This window comes from Blastocatellia bacterium (assembly GCA_016713405.1).
Classification (GTDB): domain Bacteria; phylum Acidobacteriota; class Blastocatellia; order Chloracidobacteriales; family JADJPF01; genus JADJPF01.
This window is the reverse complement of sequence record JADJPF010000001.1, coordinates 389338-415532: the sequence shown is the minus strand read 5'-3', so window position 1 is coordinate 415532 and position 26195 is coordinate 389338. Positions and strand designations below refer to the sequence as shown.

General features: G+C 34.5%; 22 protein-coding genes and 1 pseudogene. 19 read left to right on the top strand and 4 right to left on the bottom strand.

All coding sequences use genetic code 11. The features are described 5' to 3' along the window. The first annotated feature begins 48 nt into the window (after positions 1 to 48). The 10 genes and pseudogenes from IPK14_01765 (at position 49) to IPK14_01720 (ending at position 11565) form a co-directional block, all read left to right on the top strand. Positions 49 to 1268 (top strand): annotated as a pseudogene (locus IPK14_01765) (ABC transporter substrate-binding protein). Between the two features lie 193 nt (positions 1269 to 1461). Next, positions 1462 to 2685 carry an ABC transporter substrate-binding protein gene (locus IPK14_01760; protein MBK7992165.1) on the top strand — a complete coding sequence of 408 codons (1224 nt, stop codon included), beginning with the start codon at positions 1462 to 1464 and terminating at the stop codon, positions 2683 to 2685. Positions 2686 to 2715: 30 nt separating this feature from the next. Next, complete coding sequence (locus IPK14_01755) at positions 2716 to 3615, top strand: branched-chain amino acid ABC transporter permease (GenBank protein MBK7992164.1); 900 nt, start codon at positions 2716 to 2718, stop codon at positions 3613 to 3615. Between the two features lie 109 nt (positions 3616 to 3724). Next, positions 3725 to 4756 (top strand): branched-chain amino acid ABC transporter permease, encoded by a 1032-nt coding sequence (locus tag IPK14_01750; GenBank protein MBK7992163.1) that lies wholly within the window; start codon positions 3725 to 3727, stop codon positions 4754 to 4756. A 4-nt stretch (positions 4757 to 4760) separates the two neighbouring features. Then, complete coding sequence (locus IPK14_01745) at positions 4761 to 5531, top strand: ABC transporter ATP-binding protein (protein MBK7992162.1); 771 nt, start codon at positions 4761 to 4763, stop codon at positions 5529 to 5531. A gap of 2 nt (positions 5532 to 5533) precedes the next feature. Next, positions 5534 to 6238: an ABC transporter ATP-binding protein gene (locus IPK14_01740; GenBank protein ID MBK7992161.1), complete on the top strand. Its 705-nt coding sequence runs from the start codon at positions 5534 to 5536 to the stop codon at positions 6236 to 6238. A gap of 269 nt (positions 6239 to 6507) precedes the next feature. Beyond that, complete coding sequence (locus IPK14_01735) at positions 6508 to 8958, top strand: sodium-translocating pyrophosphatase (protein ID MBK7992160.1); 2451 nt, start codon at positions 6508 to 6510, stop codon at positions 8956 to 8958. Between the two features lie 189 nt (positions 8959 to 9147). Then, a complete protein-coding gene (locus IPK14_01730; protein ID MBK7992159.1) occupies positions 9148 to 9747 on the top strand; it encodes a DedA family protein in 600 nt (199 codons plus the stop codon). A gap of 334 nt (positions 9748 to 10081) precedes the next feature. Further along, positions 10082 to 11083 (top strand): energy transducer TonB, encoded by a 1002-nt coding sequence (locus IPK14_01725; protein ID MBK7992158.1) that lies wholly within the window; start codon positions 10082 to 10084, stop codon positions 11081 to 11083. Positions 11084 to 11148: 65 nt separating this feature from the next. Continuing rightward, on the top strand, positions 11149 to 11565 hold the full coding sequence (locus IPK14_01720) for an acyl-CoA thioesterase (protein ID MBK7992157.1): 417 nt from the start codon (positions 11149 to 11151) through the stop codon (positions 11563 to 11565). Here IPK14_01720 and thiO read toward each other — a convergent pair. Next, entirely contained in the window at positions 11545 to 12678 is a 1134-nt protein-coding gene (thiO, locus tag IPK14_01715; protein ID MBK7992156.1) for a glycine oxidase ThiO, read from the bottom strand. The two genes, IPK14_01720 and thiO, sit on opposite strands and share 21 nt — an antisense overlap. Positions 12679 to 12911: 233 nt before the next feature. Here thiO and IPK14_01710 point away from each other — a divergent pair, with 233 nt between their 5' ends. Then, positions 12912 to 13976 (top strand): SH3 domain-containing protein, encoded by a 1065-nt coding sequence (locus IPK14_01710; protein ID MBK7992155.1) that lies wholly within the window; start codon positions 12912 to 12914, stop codon positions 13974 to 13976. A 4-nt stretch (positions 13977 to 13980) separates the two neighbouring features. Here the strand turns inward: IPK14_01710 and IPK14_01705 are convergent, their stop codons facing one another. Both IPK14_01705 and IPK14_01700 read right to left on the bottom strand, forming a co-directional pair. Beyond that, on the bottom strand, positions 13981 to 14445 hold the full coding sequence (locus IPK14_01705; protein MBK7992154.1) for a peroxiredoxin: 465 nt from the start codon (positions 14443 to 14445) through the stop codon (positions 13981 to 13983). Positions 14446 to 14472: 27 nt separating this feature from the next. Further along, positions 14473 to 14874 (bottom strand): hypothetical protein, encoded by a 402-nt coding sequence (locus IPK14_01700; protein MBK7992153.1) that lies wholly within the window; start codon positions 14872 to 14874, stop codon positions 14473 to 14475. A gap of 143 nt (positions 14875 to 15017) precedes the next feature. On the opposite strand from IPK14_01700, the gene IPK14_01695 reads away from it, so the two are divergent. The 8 genes from IPK14_01695 to IPK14_01660 all read left to right on the top strand — a co-directional run bounded on the left by IPK14_01695 (position 15018) and on the right by IPK14_01660 (position 23681). Then, positions 15018 to 15662 carry an ABC transporter permease gene (locus tag IPK14_01695; protein ID MBK7992152.1) on the top strand — a complete coding sequence of 215 codons (645 nt, stop codon included), beginning with the start codon at positions 15018 to 15020 and terminating at the stop codon, positions 15660 to 15662. A 48-nt stretch (positions 15663 to 15710) separates the two neighbouring features. Continuing rightward, the gene (locus IPK14_01690) at positions 15711 to 16829 is read left to right on the top strand and encodes a hypothetical protein (protein ID MBK7992151.1); all 1119 of its coding nucleotides are present in this window, start codon (positions 15711 to 15713) and stop codon (positions 16827 to 16829) included. 102 nt (positions 16830 to 16931) lie between these two features. Then, the gene (locus tag IPK14_01685) at positions 16932 to 17330 is read left to right on the top strand and encodes a hypothetical protein (protein ID MBK7992150.1); all 399 of its coding nucleotides are present in this window, start codon (positions 16932 to 16934) and stop codon (positions 17328 to 17330) included. Between the two features lie 52 nt (positions 17331 to 17382). Further along, complete coding sequence (locus IPK14_01680) at positions 17383 to 18153, top strand: glucose 1-dehydrogenase (protein ID MBK7992149.1); 771 nt, start codon at positions 17383 to 17385, stop codon at positions 18151 to 18153. A gap of 21 nt (positions 18154 to 18174) precedes the next feature. Next, positions 18175 to 19107, top strand: a complete 933-nt coding sequence (locus IPK14_01675) for a 1-phosphofructokinase family hexose kinase (GenBank protein MBK7992148.1) — start codon at positions 18175 to 18177, stop codon at positions 19105 to 19107. 138 nt (positions 19108 to 19245) lie between these two features. Beyond that, a complete protein-coding gene (locus IPK14_01670) occupies positions 19246 to 21741 on the top strand; it encodes a glycogen/starch/alpha-glucan phosphorylase (protein ID MBK7992147.1) in 2496 nt (831 codons plus the stop codon). A gap of 79 nt (positions 21742 to 21820) precedes the next feature. Further along, on the top strand, positions 21821 to 22675 hold the full coding sequence (locus IPK14_01665; protein MBK7992146.1) for a hypothetical protein: 855 nt from the start codon (positions 21821 to 21823) through the stop codon (positions 22673 to 22675). A gap of 25 nt (positions 22676 to 22700) precedes the next feature. Then, the gene (locus tag IPK14_01660; GenBank protein ID MBK7992145.1) at positions 22701 to 23681 is read left to right on the top strand and encodes an RluA family pseudouridine synthase; all 981 of its coding nucleotides are present in this window, start codon (positions 22701 to 22703) and stop codon (positions 23679 to 23681) included. On the opposite strand, the gene IPK14_01655 is transcribed toward IPK14_01660, so the two are convergent. Then, the gene (locus tag IPK14_01655) at positions 23668 to 26172 is read right to left on the bottom strand and encodes an ABC transporter permease (GenBank protein MBK7992144.1); all 2505 of its coding nucleotides are present in this window, start codon (positions 26170 to 26172) and stop codon (positions 23668 to 23670) included. The genes IPK14_01660 and IPK14_01655 overlap by 14 nt on opposite strands. Positions 26173 to 26195: the final 23 nt, after the last annotated feature.

Below are 26195 nucleotides of genomic sequence, written 5' to 3'. Positions count from 1 at the left end.
TCAATATAAATAAAGCAGTAAAACTAAATATTAGCTTTAGGCAAAGAGATGAAACAACTATTTTTACTCAAAACCCTGCTACTTATCCTAATTCTTACTAGTTTGCTTGCCTGTGAGAAAAAAAACGACCAACCAACAACTGATAATAAAATCAAAATTGGAGTTTATTATCCTCTAACAGGTGAAATTGCTACTTTTGGTCAATTTGGAAAAAAAGGTGTAGAAATGGCCGTTGACGAGATTAACAAATCTGGTGGGTTGTTAGGTCGTCAAGTAGAAGCAATTTATGAAGATACTCGTGGACTACAAACAAGATTCAAGTATTGCAGTACAAAACTTATTGATAAAGATAAAGTTATAGGTGTACTTGGTGAATCTGCTTCTACAAATTCAATCGCTGGCGGACAGGTTTGTCAAGAAAAGAAAATTCCAATGATTACACCATCTTCAACAAACCCACAAGTTACACAAATTGGAGATTATATTTTCCGAATTTGCTTTTTAGATGATTTTCAAGGCGAAGTAATGGCTAGATTTGCCTTTAACAGCTTAAAAGCTAAACGTATTGCTATACTTTATGATAATGGTAGCGATTATAGCCTTGGGTTAGAACAATTTTTCAGTGAAACACTTAAGAAATTAGGTGGAGAAATTATTGCTAAGGAAGCTTACCAAAAACAAGATGTAGACTTTAGCTCACAATTAACTAAAATTAAAGGCTTAAATCCAGACGCAATCTATGTTCCAGGCTACTACACTCAAGTTGGTCAAATTGCGCAACAAGCACGTAAATTAGGCTTAAACATACCATTACTTGGGGCTGATGGTTGGGATTCCCCTTCTCTTTTAGAAATAGGGAAAGAAGCTCTTAATGGTTGTTATTTTCAAACCATTATAATGTTGAAGATCCTGATCCAATGGTAAAAAGCTTTGTTCAGACTTTTGTAGATAGATATAAAACAACTCCTGACACAACAGCAGGATTAGCCTATGATGCAACACATATTATGTTTGCTGCTATTAAAAAGGCAAACTCAACTGATCCTAAAGCAATTCGTGATGCTATTGCTGAAATAAAGAATTTTTCTGGGATTACAGGTAAAATTACTATTAGTCCTACTCGAGACGCAATAAAACCAGCAGTAATTGTAGGGATTGAAAATGGAAAATATATTGTAAAGAAAAAATATCCCCTGTTAGCTAAATTTCTTATTGAAAATGATAGAAATAAAGCAGTATTTACCAGTAAAAACGCCTATTTGGGTTGACAGGAGTAGCAATATCTTATATCAATTTTCGGTTACACTACCCAAAAACATCAGTATTAATATCAGTTAATTTTCAGCAGTAAAACAAGTAGAATCCCTACTTTTTAAGTAATTAAACTTTCACTATGGAGGCGGTACTTTTAATATTCTTTTTAAGAACACCAAATTTTTTTAAGTACCGAAAAAATTTTTAATGAAATCAAGAACTTTTCTAAAAACTCTTTTATCTTCACTATTTATCTTAATTATTTTTGCAACTTTTATTGCTTGTGAGAAAAAAGACGAAGCAAATAACAATACCGGCAATAATACAAATACTTCTAACACAATCAAAATAGGTCAATATGGCTCATTAACAGGCGATAAAGCAACATTTGGACAATCTACCAAAAAAGGTATTGACCTAGCCCTAGATGAAGCAAATAAGTCAGGTGGTTTGCTTGGCAAACAAATTGAAATGATTATTGAAGATAATCGAGGCTTACAACAAGAAGCAACTACTGTAGTACAAAAACTAATTGATAAAGACAAGGTTATAGCTGTTTTGGGTGAAGTAGCATCTACAAACTCAATTGCTGGTGGGCAAGTTTGCCAAGAAAAGAAAATTCCAATGGTTTCGCCATCTTCGACAAACCCACAAGTTACCCAGGTAGGAGACTATATTTTCCGAGTTTGCTTTTTGGATGATTTTCAAGGCGAAGTAATGGCTAAATTTGCTGCCAATACATTAAAAGTCAAAAAAGTAGCTATTTTGCATGACAACGGTAGCGACTATAGCAAAGGTCTTTCACAGTTTTTTGCTGAAACTTTTAAGAAATTAGGTGGCGAAATTTTAGTTGATGAAGCTTACCAAGCCGCAGATTCTGACTTTAGCGCGCAATTAACTAAAATTAAAGGCTTAAATCCTGAAGCTATTTATGTTCCTGGATACTATACTCAAGTAGGACAGATTGCCCAACAAGCCCGCAAAACAGGTATTACTGTACCGCTAATGGGTGGAGATGGTTGGGATTCACAAACTCTTTTTGATATTGGAAAAGATGCTCTAAATGGCTGTTTTATTTCTAACCACTACACCATAGAAGATCCAGATCCAAATGTACAAAGTTTTATTACAAACTTTAAGGCAAAGTTTAATGAAACTCCTGATGCTTTAGCAGCCCTAGCCTATGATGCAGCTAGAATTTTATTTGACGCAATCAAACGAGCAAACTCTACAGATCCTAAAGCAATTCGTGATGCACTAGCACAAACTAAAGAATTCAAAGCTGTTACTGGCGTTATTACAATTAGTCCAACTCGTGATGCTGTAAAATCTGCTGTAGTTTTAGAAATACAAAATGGTAAATATAAATACAGAGAAACTATTAAACCTGATGCTGCTCCAGCACAAAGTGCAGCAGTGACAACCAAGTAATATATTTTAAGGAAATTCTTAAGGGGGAGCATGGAACTTTTCCTACAACAACTAATAAATGGGATTGTTCAAGGGAGCATCTATGCTCTCATTGCCTTGGGCTATACAATGGTTTATGGTGTGCTACGTCTTATCAACTTTGCTCATGGTGACGTTTTTATGGTTGGAGCATTTGTTGGTTTTTATACAGCCGCCGCTTTTAAGATCTCAGAGCCTAGCCTAGGGGCATTGTTTCTAGTTATGACCTCAGCTATGTGTGCTGCGGCAATACTAGGAATACTAATAGAAAGATTTGCTTATCGTCCGGTAAGAAAATTTTCTAGATTAACTTCTTTAATTACTGCAATTGGTGTTTCTTTACTTTTAGAATATTTAGCTCAATTTTTCTTTGGTGCTACACCAAAAAGCTTTCCTACAGTGTTAGAAATAAAAAATATCAATATCACTAGTAATGTTACTATAAGCAATGACTCTGTTTTAATCATTGTTGTTTCAATATTACTAATGTTAGTACTTAATATTATTGTTTTTAAGACCAAGCTAGGTAAAGCAATGAGAGCAGTATCTTTTAATTTAGATGTAGCTAAGTTAATGGGTATTAATACAGATTTTGTAATTTCTTTTACATTTGCGTTAGGTTCAGCTTTAGCTGCTGCGGCAGGAATACTTTATTCTGTCCATTTTACTAAAATAGATCCATTAATGGGACTCTTAACAGGCTTAAAAGCTTTTGTGGCAGCAGTTTTAGGTGGAATTGGTAATATTACTGGTGCTGTACTTGGAGGCTTATTACTAGGAATTGCAGAAATAATGGTAAGTGCTTATATTTCATCAAGTTACAAAGATGTATTTGCATTTATGATTCTAATCTTAGTTTTAATTGTAAAACCAGCCGGATTGCTTGGCTCGGCGGCACAAGAGAAAGTATAGGAGAAGTTTTGTGGCTACGCTGTTGAGAATTTTTGGTTGGCTTGGAGCATCAATTTTAATTGTTACTATTTTAGAGTCTATTCTTAAAACTCTAAAAAATTATCAAATAATGGGGTCAGATATCATTACTGATTATGGCTTAAACATTATTTGCTTAATGGGAATTAGTATTTCCCTAGCTGTTAGTTTACAGCTAATCAATGGCTATACAGGTCAGTTTTCTTTAGGCCATGCGGGGTTTATGGCTATTGGTGGTTATGTTTCTGCTTTTACTACTAAAAGTTTATTAGCAGGCTCAGGCGATGAACGAGGCTTTATTAGCACTCTAATAATTTATGTTATTGCTTTAAGCATAGGTGCTTTTGCTAGTGCTATGGCAGGTCTTTTAGTTGGTATTCCTTCGCTACGCCTTAAGGGTGATTACCTAGCAATAGTAACTTTAGGGTTTGGCGAAATTATCCGTTTAGTAATTGAAAATATTGAAACCGTAGGCGGCCCACGAGGTTATATTGGGATTCCAAAATTCCCTAATTGGCAATGGCTATCTACAAGTGCTTTTTCTGGAACATTTTCCAGTATGTCATGGATTTTTCTTTTTGCTATTTTGACCGTTATTGTAGTTCATAATATTGTTAAATCTAGTTTTGGACGTTCTTTAATTGCTATTCGTGAAAATGAAATTGCTGCTGAAGCAATGGGAATTGACACAGCATTTTATAAAGTATCTGCCTTTACTATTAGCGCGGCTTTAGCTGGTTTTGCTGGCGGTCTTTATGCTCATCTTTATGGTCAGCTAGTTCCTACAACATTTAATTTTGTTCGTTCAGTAGAAATAATTATTATGATTGTTTTTGGTGGTATGGGTTCAATTACTGGGGCGATTCTTGGAGCAGTTGTTTTAACAGGTCTTCCTGAATGGTTGCGTCTTATGGCTGGACTACGAGCCGACTGGATGCCGCAGTGGATGATAAAAACATTTACCTATTTACCAGAATTAAGAATGATTATCTATTCATCCTTACTAATTATTACTATGTTAGTACGTCCACAAGGAATATTAGGACAATATGAGTTTTCTTTATCTCGGTTGCTAAAGAAAAATAAAACTACCAAAACTAACTCAGAGGAGAAAAAAGCTTAACCTTATGAGTGGAAAAGAAATCTTAGAAACCAATAATTGTACAATTCGTTTTGGCGGTCTTACAGCAGTTAATGAGCTTAATCTAGCAATTAGAGAAAGTGAAATATTTGGTCTAATCGGCCCAAATGGAGCAGGAAAAACAACTATTTTTAATTTGCTAACAGGTGTTTATGCTCCTACTTCTGGAATAATAAAATTTTTAAGCAAAAGGGTAGATGGTTCAAAACCCTGTCAAATTGCAGCAATGGGAATGTCTCGAACTTTTCAAAATATTCGTCTTTTTGCCAGTATGACAGTGCTAGAAAATGTAATGACTGCCTACCATGTTAGAACTAAGCAAAATATGGTTGATGCAATATTTCGCTCTAGCAGACATCAAGCAGATGAAAAACAACAAAGAGATTTTAGTTTAGAGCTATTAAGTATTTTTAATTTAGCACAATTTGCAGACGAACAAGCTACTAGCCTTCCCTATGGTAATCAACGCCGTTTAGAAATTGCCCGCGCCCTAGCTACTAATCCTAAATTATTGCTACTAGACGAACCAGCAGCAGGAATGAATCCTCAAGAATCTGTTGAATTAATGCACTTAATAGGCTCTATTCGAGAAAGGTTTAACCTTACAGTTGTACTTGTAGAGCATAATATGAAAGTAGTAATGGGGATTTGCGAAAGAATCCAAGTTATAGAATATGGTAAAAGCATTGCGTTAGGAACTCCTCAAGAAGTTAAAAATGATCCCAAAGTTATAGAAGCTTACCTAGGAGGAGGTTAATTATGTTACAACTAGAAGATTTGCATGTTTCCTATGGTGCAATTAAAGCATTAAAAGGAATTTCTATTAAAGTTGAACAAGGCGAAGTTGTCACCTTGATTGGTGCTAATGGTGCAGGTAAAACTACTACACTACGCACAATTACAGGGCTTTTAACTCCTAAACAAGGAAGAGTGGTTTTTGAAGGTAAAGATATAGGTGGCACACCTACACACAAGGTAGTAGCACAAGGAATTTGTATGTCCCCTGAAGGACGAGGAGTTTTTGCTAATTTATCTGTAGAAGAAAACCTAGAGTTAGGTGCTTATTTAGCTAATGATGCTGCAAGAATCAAATCAGACCTTGAAAAGGTTTTTGTCCTCTTTCCTAGACTTAAAGAACGTCTAAAACAAATATCTGGAACGCTTTCAGGTGGTGAGCAACAAATGGTAGCAATTGGTCGGGCTATGATGGCACGACCTAGGTTATTACTACTAGATGAACCTTCTTTGGGTTTAGCCCCATTAGTTGTAAAAGCTATTTTTCAAGCCATAGATGAGATCAATAAAGCAGGGACAACAGTTTTATTAGTAGAACAAAATGCACACACAGCATTAAAACATTCTCATCGTGCTTATGTTCTTGAAACAGGCACTATTGTATTAGAAGGAAGTTCCCAAGAATTAGCAGCAGATAAACGAGTTCGTGAAGCCTACTTGGGAGAATAGATAAATTATTCTCTACTAGTTTAACTATCAAAGTAATAATTACTATTAATCTAGTAAGTTTCCTAGTAAACAAAGGAAACTTGCTGCGTTAGTAACTATGTTATTTACTTTTCCTATAGTAGACTGTCGTCTTTTAAGTAAATGGATACTACCAACATGTTAAATCTGGTAGCCGAACTTATCTAAATCGACCTTAAAATTCAATAAAAAACTGCATGGAGAATAGTTATAACAGTATGTACAATGCTACTTACTCAAGATTTTGTCATATGATTAACTCATTGAAAAATAAACAATTAACATCCCAACTAATAGGTATTCTTGCTATTATGTTGGTGATATTGCTTGCCCCAAATACAACTTGGGCAAGTGAAGCAAATATTGTCTTACCAGACCTAAATAAAGATGTTGGAGGAATGCCTGGTAAAACTCTACTTTATGGTGGTCTACTGGTATCTTTTCTAGGCATGGGTTTTGGATTATTGCACCTGATCCCATTAAAAAATCTTCCTGTACACAAGTCCATGGCTGATATTTCTGATCTAATTTGGGAAACCTGTAAAACATATCTGGTTACTCAAGTACGTTTTATTTTAATTCTAGAAGTTTGTATTGGCGCAGTAATGGTTTACTACTTTGCAGTATTACAACATTTTGAAATACCAAGAGTAGTTATCATTATGTTATGGAGTTTAATAGGAATTCTTGGTAGTTGTGGAGTAGCCTGGTTTGGTATTAGAGTAAATACATATGCTAATTCCCGTGCTGCTTTTGGCTCACTACAAGGTAAACCTTGGCCTACTTATGATGTTCCTCTAAAAGCTGGTATGAGTATTGGTATGTTACTCATTAGTGTTGAGTTATTACTAATGCTTATCATTCTACTTTTTATTGATCCTAAAAATGCTGGTGCTTGTTTTATTGGTTTTGCAGTTGGTGAATCTCTAGGTGCATCTGCTTTACGTATTGCAGGCGGTATTTTTACTAAAATTGCTGATATCGGCTCTGATTTGATGAAAATTGTATTTAACATCAAAGAAGATGATGCTCGTAACCCTGGTGTAATTGCAGACTGTACAGGTGACAATGCTGGTGATTCAGTCGGCCCATCTGCTGATGGTTTTGAAACTTATGGTGTTACAGGTGTAGCATTAATTACCTTTATCTTACTTGCTGTTAACCAAAAAACTGCTGGTGCAAATTACGAACTAATTCAAGTTCAATTATTAGTTTGGATCTTTGTAATGCGTATCCTAATGGTTTTAACCTCAGTAGTTTCTTATTTTATAAACCAAATTATTGCTAAAGCTAAATATGGTAATGCAGACAAGATGAATTTTGAAGCACCTTTAACTTCATTAGTATGGCTGACTTCCTTACTTTCAGTTGGCGTTACTTATGCAGCATCTTTCTTTTTAGTCAAAGACTTAGGTGATGGTTCTCTTTGGTGGAAACTTTCAACTATCATTTCTTGTGGTACTTTAGCTGGAGCTATTATCCCAGAATTGACAAAAATATTTACTTCTACAGATAGCGCACACGTTCGAGAAGTCGTAACTTCTTCTAAAGAAGGTGGAGCATCTCTTAACGTATTAAGCGGTCTAGTAGCAGGTAACTTTAGCGGTTATTGGATGGGCATGGTTATTATGTTACTAATGGGATTATCCTACTGGGTTAGTCTTGCTGGATTAGATACACTTATGGCTGCTCCTGCTGTATTTGCTTTTGGTTTAGTTGCATTTGGATTCTTGGGAATGGGGCCTGTCACAATTGCTGTAGATAGTTATGGCCCAGTAACAGATAATGCTCAATCTGTCTATGAACTCTCTTTAATTGAAAATATTCCAAACATTAAAGAAGAAATTAAGAAACAATTTGGATTTGAACCAAATTTTGATAAAGCTAAACATTTCCTTGAAGAAAATGATGGTGCTGGCAATACCTTTAAGGCTACTGCTAAACCTGTATTAATTGGTACTGCTGTAGTAGGTGCTACTACTATGATTTTCTCCATTATACAAATCCTTAAAGATAGTTTTGGTGATGCCCAAGCAATTGAACGTTTAGCTTTGGTTAATCCAATGGTACTACTTGGATTAATTACAGGCGGAGCAGTTATTTATTGGTTTACTGGTGCATCAATGCAAGCTGTTACTACTGGAGCTTATCAAGCAGTAGAATTCATTAAGAAAAATATTAAGCTAGAAGGTGTAGACAAAGCTTCTGTTACTGATAGCAAAAAGGTAGTAGAAATTTGTACACAGTATGCACAAAAAGGTATGTTTAATATCTTTTTAACTGTATTTTTTAGCACTTTGGCTTTTGCATGTTTTGAGCCTTTCTTCTTTATTGGCTATTTAATTTCAATTGCTATTTTTGGTCTTTACCAAGCAGTATTTATGGCTAACGCTGGTGGTGCTTGGGATAATGCTAAGAAAGTAGTAGAAGTAGAATTAAAACAAAAAGGTACACCTTTACATGCTGCTACTGTAGTAGGTGATACAGTAGGCGATCCTTTTAAGGATACATCTTCAGTAGCTATGAACCCAGTAATTAAATTTACTACCCTTTTTGGTTTATTAGCTGTTGAATTAGCTGTTGAAATGACTAAAGCAGATCAAGGAACCCTTTTAAGAGGTCTAGCTATAGGGTTTTTCTTAGCTTCTTTATTTTTCGTTTGGAGATCTTTCTATAGTATGCGTATTAATTCAGCAGCTTAGAACTAAGATCATAAGTTTATTAGTTAAATTGGCATTTACTAAAATTAGTGGGTGCCAATTTTTCTATTTAAGCACAACCTAAAACAGGAATTTAAGCTCTAAAGGGTTGCAAGATACTCTTTTTATTTCATTCTTAGATTTGTTCTACCTATAAAACAACGCCAATTTGATTTTGGAGGCCAACCCCAATTGATTGAAAAAATACGTGCTTGGACACGAAAAATTTATCTAAGATCTCAAGAATGGGGAAAATCGCCTAATTGTATTAGAGATTTAACAGTTTTAGCTTTTATAAGTTGTACAATAATACCAATTCCAGTAGAAGCACTTTTAATTGCTATTATTGCCGCAGCACCACGTCGCTGGCTTAGAGCAGCTTTAGCAATAACTATTGGCTCAATTCTAGGTGCATTGATTTGCTACTTAGCCGGTAATTTACTATTAGGTAAAGCCATTTATCTTTTACAATATATTGCTCCAGCAAATAATTGGGAAGAAGTTAAAAATTCTGTTAGCAAAGAAGGTATAGTCTATATAGCTATAGCTTCTTTTACACCAGGCCTCTTTCGTGTTGGAATGGTAGCGGCTGGAGTTTTAAGCTATAACATACTGTTTTTTGTTATAGGCGTTTCTATTGGTAGAGCAATAAGATTTTTCCTAGAATCCGCACTATTACGTATTTTTGGAAATAAATTAAGCGTAGTATTAGAAAAATATTTTGAGCTAATATCACTAGTAACTGGCACCCTAGGATTAGTAGTGTTAGTAATAATGAGGCTAACACAATAGTAAGTCGTCGGAAAAACTAGGGATAATAGCTAAAAGTCTTACCAAACTTAAGCAACAAATAAGGGTAAAAAAACATCTCTAGCAATGGTTGTTTTAGCAATTTTATTATTAAAAATTTGCTAAGCTAAAGTGATTGTTACTTTGGAAAATTAGCTAAATATTTATGAATCAAAGTTTTCAAACTAAAGCTTTAGTGTGCTAGAATGTGGAAGCAATTAGCAAAATTATTAAATTTTATATTCCATAAAATTTTAACCAACTAGTTATTTACCAAACTATAAACTTTAGCAAGTGTTGTCACTTGATGGATTGTTAAATATTTGCGGAGAAAAATATGAAACAAGAAATCTTTACATTTATTGAAAATGAATCCGTGTTTGTTAGATTCAAGCGAGTAGTTACTGAATCGTTACAAGAATTCAAAAAAGATCCTAAAAAATTTATTCAGGATACTTTCCGCGGCGATCCTTCAATGGCTAAACATCGTCGTTACTTGCGTGTTGGTATAGCTGGTTCAGTATTCTTTTGGATGCTGGGTATGATCATTTATATTGGTATTTATTACTGGAAACCACCTGAAATAGCTAAAGAAGAAGATCAATTACAAAAAATTGTTGATCTAACACCTCTTAAAGCACCTGAACTTCTGCCCGCACCAAAAGCAGCAGAACGTGCTGGTGGTGGTGGCGGCGGTGGTCGTCGTGAAATGACTCCACCATCAAAAGGAAAACCACCCAAAGCTTCTTTAGAGCAACCACAAATTGTTGCTCCAACAACAAAACCACCTGAAATTAAAAACCCCTCCCTTCCTGTTGTGCCAGTTATTCAAGTACAACCTGAATTAGTAGCTAAAAACAATGATATTAATATCCCTACAGGGGTTGTTACTGGTGTACCCGGGCCTCCATCAGATGGCCCTGGTTCAGGTAGCGGCATTGGAACTGGTAAAGGTGGTGGTGTAGGTTCAGGAGATGGAACGGGTTTAGGCCCTGGTCGTGGCTACAATACTGGCGGCGGCAATCCAAATATTGGTGGTGGTGATGGCATTTATAGTGCTGGTGCTAGTGGAATTAAACAACCTCAAATTCTTTCTAAACAAAAACCTAAATATACAGAAGACGCTCGACGCGATAAGATTCAAGGTGTAGTAGTTCTTTCAGCAGTTTTTCGTAGAGATGGCACTATTACTGATGTTAAAGTTGTTCGCGGTCTTGGTTATGGTTTAGATGAAGAAGCAATTAAGGCAGCCTACTTAATTAAGTTTGTTCCAGGATCAAAAGATGGACAAGCTGTTAATGTTCGCGCCCGTTTAGAGTTTACATTTAGCTTGTTATAAAACTAACATTTTCAAGCTCTTAAAATGCCCCTCCCTAGGGGCATTTTTATTTATAGGCTATTTTTATGACAGAAAAATTTTCTATTCAAGAATATGTTCGTTGGAGCGATGTTGATTATGCAGGACTAATTTGCTATGGAGCATATTTGCGCTTTTTTGAAATGGCAGAAACAGAGCTATTTCGTGCTGTTGGACTTCCCTACGGAAAAGTATTTGAAGATTATGACTTATGGCTACCTCGTGTCCAACTACACTCTGAATTTCATCACCCTGCTCTACTTGACGATTTGCTAACCGTTTCTGCTTTTATCGGACGTATAGGAAATAAATCCTTAACCTTAAACTTTGAGGTTTATAGAGCTAAAGATGAAATACTACTAGCTGAGGGCCGTTTTATTATGGTAGCTGTTAGCCGCAAAGATTTTAAGTCTATGGCACTTCCACAAGGTTTAATAGAGAAACTAGCTCGCTTTAGCTGTTGAAATAAATCTATTTGGGCTAAAGGGCAAAAGAAGTTCATCTGTTTTTCCTGTAAAGATTAGTTTAGAAATTAGCTCTATAGTAATAGGAGCTAGCAAAATTCCATTACGATAGTGGCCGGTAGCAAAAACAAATCCTGGTAATTGACTATGCTCTCCTAAAATCGGCAGTAAATCTATGCTAGCAGGCCTTAATCCTGCCCAAGCAGAAACCAAACTAGCATTAGCAAGTTCAGGAATAATTGTTTTTGCTTCTGTAGATAAATTTTCTAAACCATTGATAGTAACACTTTTATCATAACCTACATGCTCGGTTGTACTACCAATAATAATTGTCCCATCAAAGCGAGGAACTAAATAAATATGTTTTGAATGTAGAGTATAGCTTAATGTTTTAGGACTCGCCTTTACTGCTAGCATTTGTCCACGAACAGGTTTTATTTCTGGCAGTATATGTTTAGGAAAATTAGGTAAGCTAAATAAGCTGGCCCAACTACCAGCAGCATTTATTATTTTGCTAGCTAAGTGGCGTTCACCATTAGCAATTATTCCTACAGCTTTGTTTTGCTCTACTATTATTTCTGTGACTTGGCTACCAAGATGAAAGTTTACTCCAGCTATTTGAGCCTGTTTTACTATACTTTCTGATAATTTACGGTTATCTACTTGGTGTTCATCTGGCAAGTAATAGCCTGTAAGAACTTTAGAAGAAATACTTGGTATAAACTCTTTTACTTCATTTGAGGTTAGTTTTCTTAAATTTAGCCCCGCAGATGCTTGCCAATTAAGCTTTTTTTCTAGCTCTTGTGCTGAAAGCTGGTCAAAAGCTAATTGTAAAGAACCTTCTGAACGGTGACAAGGGTCTAATCTTGTTTGCTCATAAAGTTTTTTAGTGAACTCTGGATAAATAGCTAAGCTTTTTTGACAAAGTAAAAATAATGGTGTAATAGCTGTTAGTTCAGATTGAGGAGCAAGCATTCCAGCCGCAGCCCAGGAAGCTTCTTTAATTAACTCTCCTCGTTCAAACAAATTTACCTTTAGCCCGCTGCTAGCTTGTTGTGCAGCAATACCACACCCTATTAAACCACCACCAATAACAATAATATCTGAATACATTAAATTTTAGTCTCTTAAATTTTCTTGGTTGAAGCCTTTAAGTCTACGAAAATTAGCCTTTTTGTAAAAGTATGATTGCCAATAAATAAATTAATTTTTCCTGTTTTAATAATTTATATTAAATTACTATATTTCTACTTTAACTTTACACCTCTTTTACGTTTTCGCTACTACCTCTAATTACTATATCTTGCTATAATTTGGTAAAATTAATTGTTAGGTAGTAAATAAGCATGAAGTATTTAATAATCATCCTTTTACTAATCTTAAGTCTTTCAACAGGGTGTAATTCACTTAATAAAATCAGCGAACCGGAAATGCTTTTTAGTTCTATTACACTATCACCCCAAACTTATATTTATGAACGTCCTGTTGCGAGAAGTGAAAGAATAGACACATTAAAAGAAGGCGTTTCAATAGAAATTCTTCAAGATCCAAAAAACCGTTGGCTTAAAGTGCGCGTTCCTTCGGGCAAAATTGGTTGGGTAGAGTCCCGCGATATTTTACGTCGTGAGTACTTAGAAGAATGGATGCAACTGAAAAAACGTGTTGAAACGCGAGAATTACAAATGAAAGCTGATACTTTGGATGATGCTAATCTAAGATTGCGTCCGGGTCGTGATACAGTCAAGGTCTATAAGATTTTTGGTGCTAAAACTTTAGAAGTTTATGATGTTGCGCATACAGAAAGACCTGGTTCTAAACCTGTTGAAACTATCAACATAACAGATCCAAAATTAAAACAAATCGATCCAAAAGCTAAAAAATCAAAAAAATCAAAGAAAAATCCTAATTCTGAAATTAAATACGACACTTGGTATTTAGTTAAAACTCCTGAAAATACTGTAGGTTGGATTTATTCTGGTTTAGTAGATATTCATGTTCCAGAAGAACTTGCCTTAATGTCTGAAAATAAAGTAATTGTTTCCTGGCGTATTTTAACTAGTACAACTGATGCAACAGGAAAAGAGCATCCAATGTATTTATCAATTGAGCGCGAGCCAAATTCCAACAAAGATTTTGACCGCGTTAGGGTTCTTTATTGGAATAATAAAAAGTCTCGCTATGATTTACTTTATAACATATCTGGCATTAGTGGTATTTTTCCTATAGAAAGCACACAAGTAAATGATTTAGCTACAGCTAAACCTACTTTTAAGATTCGTTATTTAAGCCAAGATGACCCTAATGTTATTATTGTTGATGACTATGAAATAACAGGAACACAAGCTAAAAAAGTTAATAGCACTACAGAAGCTTTACAAATTCTTGCTGACGAACCTATGGAGAACTCTTAGCTAATTATTTAGCAATAGCTTTTAGAGCATCAAATAATTCTTCTTTAGTTCGCCTAGTAATAGGAATCATTTCAACGTGTTTATATCGAATAACACCTTGTTTATCAATAATAAATACTGCTCGGTTAGTTACGCCTAATAAACCACCTAGCATCATTACGCCATAAGCCTTACAAATAGCACGATTTGGATCTTCTAAGAGTGGGAAAGGAAAATTATATTTGGTTGCAAATTTTTTATGTGCTTCCATATCATTGGTGCTTACTCCCAAGACAATCGAGTCAAATTGTTGAAATCTTTCCCACCCATCCCGGTAGTCACAAAGTTGTTTAGTACAAGTTGGAGTATCATCCCCAGGGTAAAAAACTAAAACAATATTATTTTTACCTTGGAATTGGCTTAATGAATAAGTTTTTCCATCATTAGCAGACAGCGAAAATTCTGGAGCTTTCTCACCAACATTTGGCATAAGTTATTTTCCTCTCAAATAATTAAATCATTTTTCTTGTAATTTTTGCTGTTCAACAGAAACTAGATTACTAAGTTGTTCTAAAGGTAAATGCCAATTAGGGCCTTCCTTTAAGAGCATTTGACCATCGCAAATAGCAACATTAGGATTTAAGATAAAAAGCACTTTTTTATCCTTTACCATTGTGGTTAATCTTCCTAATGAAACAGTTGTGGCTTGATAAGTTTTCTCTTGTAGTTCTACCAGCAAATTAACTACTGTTTCTTCTTTATCAAATACTGGCATTAATTCTATTAACTCTCTTTTGGACATTGTTGACATTGTCCAAATATTTTTTGCTGGGCCTGTAGTAACTAAATACAAAGCAACATCTCGAATAGAGGGTTCGCTATTATATTTTTTTTTGGGTTCTCTATGCACAAGTACCATAAATATCTATCAAATACAAGTTTTGAGCCTTTATTTTTTCTTGGACTAATTTAGTTTTACTTAAGCAACGGCTATTATAACAAAGCTTAATAAAAACCATCAAACTATTAACCCTATTTTTTTATTTCAGTTACATATAGCTTATGATAGTCATCTTACTAGCACAAATATATTTAATTCGTAATTTTGCGGATGTTATAGATCGTAGTATAGAACATTTAATTTTAGTAATTATTTCTACTTTAACAGCAATTTTCCTAGGTATACCTCTTGCTATTTTATTAATAAAGTACCCAAGACTAAGTAAATTAATTCTAAGTGTTGCAAATATTGTACAAACTATTCCTAGTTTAGCTCTTTTTGGTTTTTTAATCCCAATTCCTTATTTAGGTGGAATTGGGATGCGTACAGCAATTATTTCACTAGTGCTTTATGCTTTACTACCAATAATCCATAACACAATTACAGGAATAAAAAGCATTGATCCTGCCTTAAGTGAAGCGGCTGAAGCAATGGGAATGACTTATTGGCAAAAACTTTTTCGCCTAGAACTACCTTTAGCAGCGCGAAGTATTATTGCAGGAATTAGAATTTCTGCTGTTACTGGTGTAGGTGTAGCCACTATTGCAGCGGCTATTGGGGCTGGGGGCTTAGGAGTTTATATTTTTCGTGGTGTTTCAATGGTTGACCATCAAGTCATTTTAGCTGGAGCAATTCCAGCAGCCTTACTAGCTCTTTTAGTAGATTTATTATTAGCAATAGTAGAAAAAAAAGTTACTCATCCTTAAAATTAATCTTTATAATTAGTAAAACTTTGTAGCTAAAATTATTAAACTATGCAAAATTCTGAAGATAATTTACTAGTAAAATTTTCTGCTGCTGCAACTAAGCCTACTCCAGCACAACCTCAGACTGATTCTGATAGTGAAAATATACTTGAAGCTGAAAATAATGATATAAACCAACCTGTAAGCCAAGTTGTCCCACAAATAGATCCTTTAAGTTTGCCTAAAATATGTTTTCAACATCCAGATACAGAAGGCAAATATTTTTGTCGAGTTTGTATAAATTGGCGTTGCAGTCAATGTGTAAATATTTATGGTGGGGTAGCAGTTTGTCCTAATTCAGATTCATTTTGTTTTACAGCACAACAACTAGCGGAACAACCAAAAGAAAAAGTTAACCTTTCTTACGCACAAGAACTTATTGAAGTTATTAAATTCCCTACTAGGAAATGGAAAAGCTTTTCTACTATTTGGTTAACAGTTTGGGTTTTAGCTGCAATGATGGAAACGGCTAGCGATATAGCAAATACTCCTAAAATACACTTGGTTTTAATTGGGCCCTGGGTAGGGTTTTCTGCTTCTTTTATTAGTTATTTAGTTTTAGGTAGTATTGCAACACAATATTTAATTAATCGTATCCAAGGACATGAGTCATTGAAAGTCATCAATTTTAATGATTTTACAGATAATTTTGAATGTCTTTATCTCTGGCTTGGATCAGCAATATTAAGCTTTTCTCCAATTATAATTTATATTGGCTATGAAATACTCCAAATAGTATTGGTATCATTGATAACAACTGTCTATATTGCTCCAAAAAGTCATGGGATAAAGTTTTATAGTATTTCTGCTTTGCTTAGTTGCTGGGCAATAGTTTTTTATCCTCTTTCGCTAGCTATGGCTGGACTGCAACGTTCTTTTTTAGGAACAATTAACCCATGGATGAGTATTAAAATTTGGTTAAATTTTAAGCCTTGGCTAATACCAGCATTAGCAATTTTTTTAAGTTTACATATAACAACCTTTTTACTTTTCTACTTTTTTTGGGCTAAACCTTTTGGATTAGGCATTTGCTCACTATCTCTTACTTTAAGCACAATAATTTCATTTATGAGCTTAGGTAAAGCAATAGAAAGAGGTTGCGAAAAGCAAAAAGACAAAAATAATTAACCTTTCTTGTCTTTACCAGCACCAAAGACAAGACATAGCAAAATAGTTAATGTTATAGTTTTTTCTAAATTACCAAAATTATTAAACCTAGGAGAATTAAGCATGAAACCCTTTGGTTTATCAGTAACACTATTAGCAACAATGTTAGTATATCCAATAATAACTACTAATATTCAAGCTGCCTATCAACAAGAAACTTCCACTTATCCATCAATTACAGCAGAAGAATTACTAGCAAAAATGAACAAAAACGAAAAACTAGTAATTATAGATGTTCGTAGCATTGGCCCATATAAAAGCAGCACAAAACGCATTAAAGGTGATATTAGAGTAGAAGAGCCTACAGAACTTGACGATAAACTTAAAACTATATCAAAAGATCAAGTAATAGTTACTTACTGTGCTTGTCCAGATGAAGCAACAAGCAATTATTATGTAGGTATCTTAAAAGAAAGAGGTTTTAAGAATGCCTTTGCTCTAAAAGGCGGCTATTATGCCTAGCTACGTGTAGATGGGCCAATGGATGGCAAATAAAACAAAAGGTTAAAAATAGATGAAACAATTTCAAGATCGTGTAGCATTAATTACAGGTGCAAGTTCTGGTATTGGGGAAGCTACAGCACGTCGTTTTGCTCAAGCTGGTGCCAATGTAGGACTTATTGGACGTAACCAAGAAAATTTAACTCAAATAGTAAATTCTATTAATCAAGAAGGTGGTCAAGCATTTCCAATTGTAGTTGATCTAGCAACTAGTAGTGGCCCTAAAGAAGCTGTTGAAAAAGCAGTAGAAAAATTTGGCAAAATTGACATCCTAGTCAATGCAGCAGGCATTATTAGCATGGGTAATATTTCTAACACATCTATGCAGGCTTGGGATGAAATGATGCACATAAATTTACGTATTGTTTTTGAATTAATGCAATTAGTTCTTCCATTTATGAAAGCACCTTATGGAAATATTGTTAATGTGTCTAGTGTTACTGGACTAAGGTCTTTTCCGGGAGTTTTAGCATATTGTGTTAGTAAAGCTGCTGTAGATCAACTTACACGCTGTGCAGCTTTAGAGTTAGCCGAAAAAGGGATCCGTGTTAATTCGGTAAATCCTGGAGTAGTAGTAACTAATTTACATCGTCGTAGCGGTATGAGTGAAGAAAATTATGAAGCATTTTTAGAACGTAGCAAGACAACTCACCCACTTGGACGAGCAGGAACAACGAATGAAGTAGCAGACTTGATTTTATTCTTAGCATCTGATCAAGCAGGTTGGATTACAGGTGCTAATTATGCTATTGATGGTGGACGGGCGTTAACTTGTGCTAGATAAATGTTGAGTCTCTAAATCCTTATGCTAGATACAGATAAATATATTCTAATCGTTAGCTTAAACACAGGTATTGACAGAATTATTTATCTTTCTAATTTTGAGTTAGGAAAGATTTCTCGTGCTACAAGAGTAGTTGAGCAAGCAGGAGGCAAAGCCGTTAATGTTGCTCGCGCTCTTGTAGCTTTGGGCAAGCGCGTTTTAGTAATTGGGTTTGTTGGAAGTTTTACAGGTCAACATATCCGCCAAAATCTACTAGATAGCAAAATACCTGCTCGGCTAATCCCTATTTCTGGAGGCTCTCGTAGTTGTTATATCTTAATTGATGAAAATAAAAAACAAGACACTGTTATTAATGAACCAGGGCCAGAAATAACTTCTATAGAATTTAATCAATTTTACCAAGAATTAATTACTTATTTACCTAAAGCCTCAATGTTGATTTGTAGCGGCAGTTTACCAAGAGGAGTAAGTAATAATTCTTACCAACAATTTGTTAACTTAGCACATTCCTATAAAATCCCTGCTTTAGTTGATGCTAGCGGTGAAACTCTTAAACTAGCCTTACAAGCAAAACCTTACTTAATTAAACCTAATCGAGACGAAGCTGAAAATTTATTAAATAAATCTATTTCTGATAAAGAAGCTTTAATAGCAGCTAGAGAAATCCATCAATCAGGCGTGGCTATAGGGCTAATTTCTTTAGGAGATAAAGGAGTAGCAGCCACTTGGTCAAATGGAGAGCTTTTTTTAGCAGCACCAAAACTTGATGCAATAAATTGTGTAGGTTGTGGAGATGCTTTTTTAGCAGGTTGTGCAAGTGCAATTATAGAAAACAAACACCCTCAAGAAATAATTTCTTGGGGTGTGGCCGCAGGTTCAGCTAATGCCTTAGTTGGTGGAGCTAATATAAACCTATCAGAGGTTGAACGTTTAAAAAATGGGTTAATTTATTAAATAATGATTAAGGTTGTATTGCTTTTATATCTTTACTTGCCCTTATTAACTATGGTCAAATGCTTCTTTGACTTTTCTATAACTAAATCAATAAATCAAAAGTATATTATACCAATAAATCTAGCTTAAGGAGATACTATGGCTAATAAAATCGAACCAGAAGCCATCAAGATGTTTTATCATGGAATGGATGCTGCTTCGCTACAAAGAGGGTTTCAAGAATATTTAGAATTCTTTTTAGCTAAAGATCGTCATACTGCTACTAGTCAAGACATTTATACAGCATTATCCCTAACTGTGCGTAATCGCTTATTAGAACGTTGGATTCGTACCCAAGAAACTTACTATTCACAAGATGTTAAGCGTGTCTATTATTTATCTTTAGAGTTTTTAATGGGACGCACTCTAGGAAATAGTCTAGTAAATCTAGGGTTAATGGATGAATGCCACAAGGCTATGCACAAGTTAGGTTATGATTTAGAACAAATTCGTGAGCTTGAATGGGATGCAGGTTTGGGTAATGGTGGTTTAGGACGTTTAGCAGCCTGTTTTTTAGATTCTCTAGCAAGCCTTGAAATTCCTGGCTATGGTTATGGTATTCGTTATGAATATGGCATTTTTAACCAAAAAATTGTTGAAGGCTATCAAGTAGAAGCACCAGATAATTGGCTACGCTATGGAAACCCCTGGGAAATAGCCCGTCCTGAATATCTTTATCCAGTACATTTTCATGGTCGAGTATTACAATATAAAGACCGTAATAATCGATTAGTCAATGAATGGTTAGATACAGAAGAAGTCTTAGCAATGGCTTATGATACTCCAATACCTGGTTACAATAATAATACTGTAAATACTTTACGGCTATGGTCAGCAAAAGCTTCTCGTGATTTTGATTTCACCTATTTTAATGAAGGTGATTATATGAAAGCGGTAGAGCTTAAAAACGATTCAGAAAATATTTCTAAGGTACTCTACCCAAATGATAATGTTTTTGAAGGTAAAGAACTCCGCCTTAAACAAGAATATTTCTTTGTATCTGCTACACTTCAAGATATTATCCGACGTTATAGAAAGCATCATGATAATTTTGAAAAGTTTGCTGAAAGAAATGCTATTCAATTAAATGATACCCATCCAGCAATTGCTATTCCTGAGCTAATGCGTATTTTAGTAGATATTGAAGGTTTATCATGGGAAGAAGCATGGGGAATTACAACTAATACATTTGCTTATACTAACCATACAGTGTTACCAGAGGCACTAGAGAAATGGACAGTAGAATTATTTGAGTATTTACTCCCACGTCATTTGCAAGTAATCTATGAAATTAACCATAGATTCCTTAATGAAGTTCGTTATAAATATCCTGGGGATGAAGCACGACTTGTTAGAATGTCAATTATTGAAGAAGCTCCTGAAAAACGGATTCGTATGGCTAACTTAGCAATTGTTGGTAGTCATAGCATTAATGGCGTTGCTGCACTACATACAGAGATCATTAAAAATGAGCTTTTCCTAGATTTTTATGAAATGTATCCAGAACGCTTTAATAACAAGACTAATGGAATTACTCAACGCCGTTGGTTAAAGAAATGTAATCCAAAGCTTTCAAATTTAATTAGTCGTGAAATAGGAGATGGTTGGACAACGGATCTTTATCAATTACAACAACTTAAGCCTTTAGCAGAAGTAGCTAGTTTTCGTCAAGAATGGCAAGAAGTTAAAAAGCTTAATAAAGAAAAACTAGCAGATTTAATTAAACAAGAAAATAACTTACTAGTGGATACTAACTCTATTTTTGATTGTCAAATCAAGCGATTGCACGAATATAAACGCCAACTGCTTAATGCTCTACACATGATAACGGCTTATAATAGAATTAAAGATAATCCAGCAAAAGATTTTGTACCAAGAACAATTATTGTTGGTGGTAAAGCAGCACCAGGTTATAGAATGGCAAAATTAATTATTAAATTAATTACTTCTATTGGTGATGTAGTAAATAATGACCCTGGAATTAGAGGACTCTTAAAAGTTGCTTTTTTAGCTAATTACCGAGTTTCACTAGCAGAAAAAATCTTTCCCGCTTCAGACCTTTCAGAACAAATTTCCACTGCTGGCACAGAAGCATCTGGAACGGGAAATATGAAATTTGCTCTTAATGGTGCTTTAACTATTGGCACAATGGATGGGGCAAATATTGAAATCTGTGAAGAAGTTGGTAGAGAAAATATCTTTATTTTTGGCTTAACAACAGATGAAGTAAAAGAATTAAAACCTAAATATAACCCTTATGATTATTACCGAGAGAACTTAGAATTAAAACGAGTTTTAGATATGATTCAAGATGGTTATTTTAGCCCTCATCATCGGGATTTATTCCATCCAATTGTTGATAGTCTACTTAAAGATGGTGACAATTATTTGTTACTGGCTGATTATGCTTCTTATATTGAATGCCAAGAACTAGTTAACCAAACTTACTTAGATCAAGATAAATGGACTAGGATGGCAATCCACAATGTTGCTAGTATGGGTAAGTTTTCTAGTGATCGTACCATTAAACAATATGCAGATGAGATTTGGGATGCTAAATCTGTTGTTGTTGATATGAGTACATGTTCTTTATAGTTTTTCTTTAGTTTTTTAGCCTCAGCTAGAACAAATTTAGCTGAGGCTTTTAGTTAATCTATTAATTAATAAGTTACTTATGCGAAAATTTACTTTTTTATTTTTATTAATTTTTATGATTGCTTGTGATGATACTAGGTCGCTAGAAAATATTGCCACTCCAACACCAAGCAAAACAACCTCACAAGAAGAAGTAAAAACTGATAGTAAAACTATTTCTGGAGAATTTTCAGAGAAAAAAGCTTTTGAATTTCTTTATGGTAACTACAATGAAGAGCAAAAAGAAGCTAATTGGCGACCAGCCAAAGAAGAACTTGCCAAAATTGCTTCATCTGCTAACACCTCTTCACAAATATTTGAAAACAATGAATTTTATATTACTCCTGTCCTAACATCTGCTTTTGTAGAAACTGGAATAGAAAAAAACATACTTATAACGGCTGCTATACCGCCTGAATATGATTGTCATGCTTGTGCGCCAATAATTTCTGCTGCTTTATTTAAGAAAACTGCTAATAACTGGGAACTAGAGTTTGAACAAAAATATCTTTTTGAATTAGGTTCTTATGGAACGGCTCCAGATGCAAAACTAGTAAAAATTGGTAATGATAAATATGGTGTTCTTTTTGAAACAGGCGACACTGGGCAAGGCTATACTTATGAAGGATTAAGCTTAATTACTAGGCTAGATAAAGGTTTTCAAAAAATACTAAGTGTTGAAACAGGTGGAGATAATTCTGGCACTTGTGGAGATGAGCTTGGCCCTTGTTGGAAATTTTCTTCTGTCTATGAATTTGTCCCAGGAAAAAACCTTAGCTTTTTTGACTTTAAAATAATGACTTCTGGAACAAAAGGCGAAGAAAACCAGATTATTCCTGTTAATGAAAATAAACTCTATCAATTTGATGGTAAAGAGTATAAAGCTACTCCTTAAATACTAGAACTAAGTAAATTTTTCTATGGCACTTCGTAAACTTTCTTTTACTGTTTCTGCTAAAGACGCAAACAAACGTCTAGACCAGTTTTTAGCAGAAGCAATTCCACAAACTTTATCAGAACCACTTTCTAAAGCAAAAATCCGCAAACTTATTATTGCAGGAGCAGTTTATCTAAACCGTAATCGAGTTAGAATTGCATCAAAAACCTTGCTAACTAACGCACAAATAGAGGTTTATTTAGACTTAGCAAAGTTAAAAGCTGGCGATCAAACTTCTAAAGATAGACAATTTGTTTTGTCTGAAAAACAAATTTTATTTGAAGATGAGTTTCTAATAGCTATTGATAAGCCTGCCGGGTTGCCAACACAACCAACAATAGATGAAGCTAGAAATAATTTATTTCAAAGTGTAAAAAATTTTCTTTCCGAGCGTGATAAAAAAATAGACCCTTATTTAGGTATTCATCAACGCCTTGACCGTGATACTTCGGGAGTAATTCTATTTACTAAAGATCTAAGGGCTAATCTTGGACTTGCACAATCTTTTAGCACACACAAAATTACTAAAGTTTATCAAGCAATTGTAAGTATTCCCATAAAACCATTAAATACTAGGACTTGGACAATAAAAAATTTTCTTGGACGAGTTCGCGCTAACAAAGGAAAACAAGCAAAATATTGTGCTGTTGAAAATGGCGGAGAGAGTGCAGAAACAGAATTTATTTTATTAAAAAAACTAAAAACTGCTCTTTTAATTGAAGCACGCCCAAAAACCGGACGAACTCATCAAATTCGTGTTCATTTATCAGAAGAAGGAATGCCTATATTTGCAGATTCGCTTTATGGAGGAAAATCCAGTAAATTTGCTAATAGGATGATGCTTCATGCCTATAGTTTAAGCTTGCAACATCCTATTAGCAAAAAAGAAATAACAATTATAAGCCCTCTACCGTCAGACTTTAAGCAATGTCTAGATAGCTTAAGCAATACTAATCATTCTTAAGAACAATCATTGGATCAAGTTTAGAAGCCCGCTGTGCAGGTAGAAAACTAGCAACTATCCCAACAATAGCTAATATAACTATTGATAAGGTAAATGTAACAAAATCATAAGGTTTTAGGCCAAAAAGCAAAGAGCTTACAGTATATGACATAGCTAAAGATAATAAAGTACCAACAACTAATCCAACAGCTAGCAAGCTACACGCTTCTAATAAAATCATTTTAATAATATGGCCTCGGTCTGCACCTAAAGCCATACGGATTCCTATTTCATTCCTACGTTGAGTCACCATATAGGACATTACACCATATAAACAAATTGTAGCCAGTATTGTAGCTAGTATGCCAAAAAACCCTGCAAGTGTAGCCATTAGGCGTTCTCTGACTAAAGAATCTTTTATTTGACTACTAAAAACAGTAAATTTTAGGGATATACTAGGATTAACCTTTGCTGTTGTACTTTTAATTGCAGAAATTAAGCTGTTAAGACTTGATTTAGAGCGTGTTATATAAGTCAAATACATTTCTAGTTTTTCTTGTTGTGAAATAGGAACATAAACAATAGGCCCAAAATCTTCTTTAAGTTCTCTATATTTAGTATCTTTTACAACTCCAACTATTTCATAAAGATAATCTTTATCTTCAGGCCCGACTTCTTTGCGAAAAGTCTTACCTACAGCATCTTTATCAGGAAAAAACTTACGCTTAAATGACTCATTAACAATAGCAACTTTTGAAGAAGATAAGTTGTCTTGCTCATTAAAGTCACGTCCTGCAAGTATAGGAATTTCTAGGGTTTCAAAGTATTTATCGCTTATTGCATTAAAGTTTGATAAATCTTTAGCTTGTTCATTAACTAAAATATATTCATTCCAACCATTACCACTTATAGCCACCATAAAAGTTTCTGCCGCTGATTCAACTCCAGGAATATTTCTAAGATTATCTAGCATTTCTTTTCTAGCTATTTGCCTTCGTTCTTTAGGAATTTGTAGAGAGGCCATATCCATTGTAGTAATCAAAACACCATTTTGTTGAAATCCCGCATTTAATGTATTTAAGTTACGCAAAGTGTTTATAAAAAGTATTGCACTAACTAAAAGAACAAGTGAAAGTGCTACTTGAGAAACAACTAAAATACGTCTTAGACCAAAACGTTCTTGGCTAGCTGTTAAACCTCGTTGACCCGCTTTCATCATAATTGCAGGATCGCAACTAGTTGCGCGAAGTGCTGGAATTAACCCAAAAAGCAAACAAGTTAAAATAGCTAAAGCTACTGTAAAGCTAAAAACTCTCCAATCTAGTTCTAAACTAAAAAATACTTGTCGTCTTTCTGTGCTAATAAAAGTTATCAAAACACTGCTAAGGATTCGTCCTATAAATGCACCAACAACAGTCCCTAATGCTGCAAGCAAAAGACTTTCTAATAAAAATTGGCGAACAAGCCGAACGCGTGATGCTCCTAAAGCTAATTTTACAGCTATTTCTTTTTCTCTCGCGCTTGCCCTTGCTAAAAGCAAATTAGCAAGATTAGCACAAGCAATTAGCAAAACCAGCCCTGTAATTGCCATTAGTACCCAAAGAGGCGTTTCATAAGCTTTACGTAGTAAAGAAATCCCTGATCCAGCAAAAAAAGCACCTAATTTAAGCTGAACATATTTATCAGCATCATCTTTTGTATAATTACTTGGGAGTGTTTTTTGAAACATTGATGAGGAAATAGTATTTAGTTGTACAGAAGCTTGCTCAATAGAAATACCTGGTTTTAGTCGGCCAATAGCCCCTAACCACCAAGCTTCTTGCCTATCAGTTAAGTTATCCTCCTTATTTATTAATTTTTCAGAACAAATAGGTATTGCAACATCAAAAGTTTTTCCTGTCTCAACACCGTAAAAACTAGCTGGAGTAACTCCTATAATTTCAAAATTATTATTATTTAAAGAGAGCGTTTTTCCAATTACTGAAGCTTGCCCTCCATATTGACGCTGCCAAAACTGATAGCTTATTACTACAAAATTGCTACCACACCCAGCTTTATCATCAGCATTAGTAAACATTCGTCCTACAACAGGTTTTACTTCTAATACATTAAAAAAATCTCCACTTACATATAAAGCCTTAGCTAATTGAACTTCTCCGCCTTGACTAAGATTTAGTTGAGTACTATTCCAAGCAAAAATCCCAGAAAAAGCAGTTTGATTATTGTAAAGTTCTTGCCAAAGTGCATAGGTTAAAGAAGATCGATTGCCTGTAAAATGTCCTGACCTTTCATCATTTGAGCTAATGCGTACTTCTGCTAGTTCTTCAGGAGAATTTACCGGTAAAAGCCTAAGGGAAACAGCATTAAGAAGCTGAAAAACAGCCATATTTGCCCCAATACCAAAGGCTAAAGACAAGATAGCAATTACTGTAAAAACAGGGCTTTTTTTAAGAATCCTTACACCAAATAATAAATCCTGTATTATTTGTTCAATTAATTGACCACCCCACATAGTTCTTGTCACCTCTTTAATTA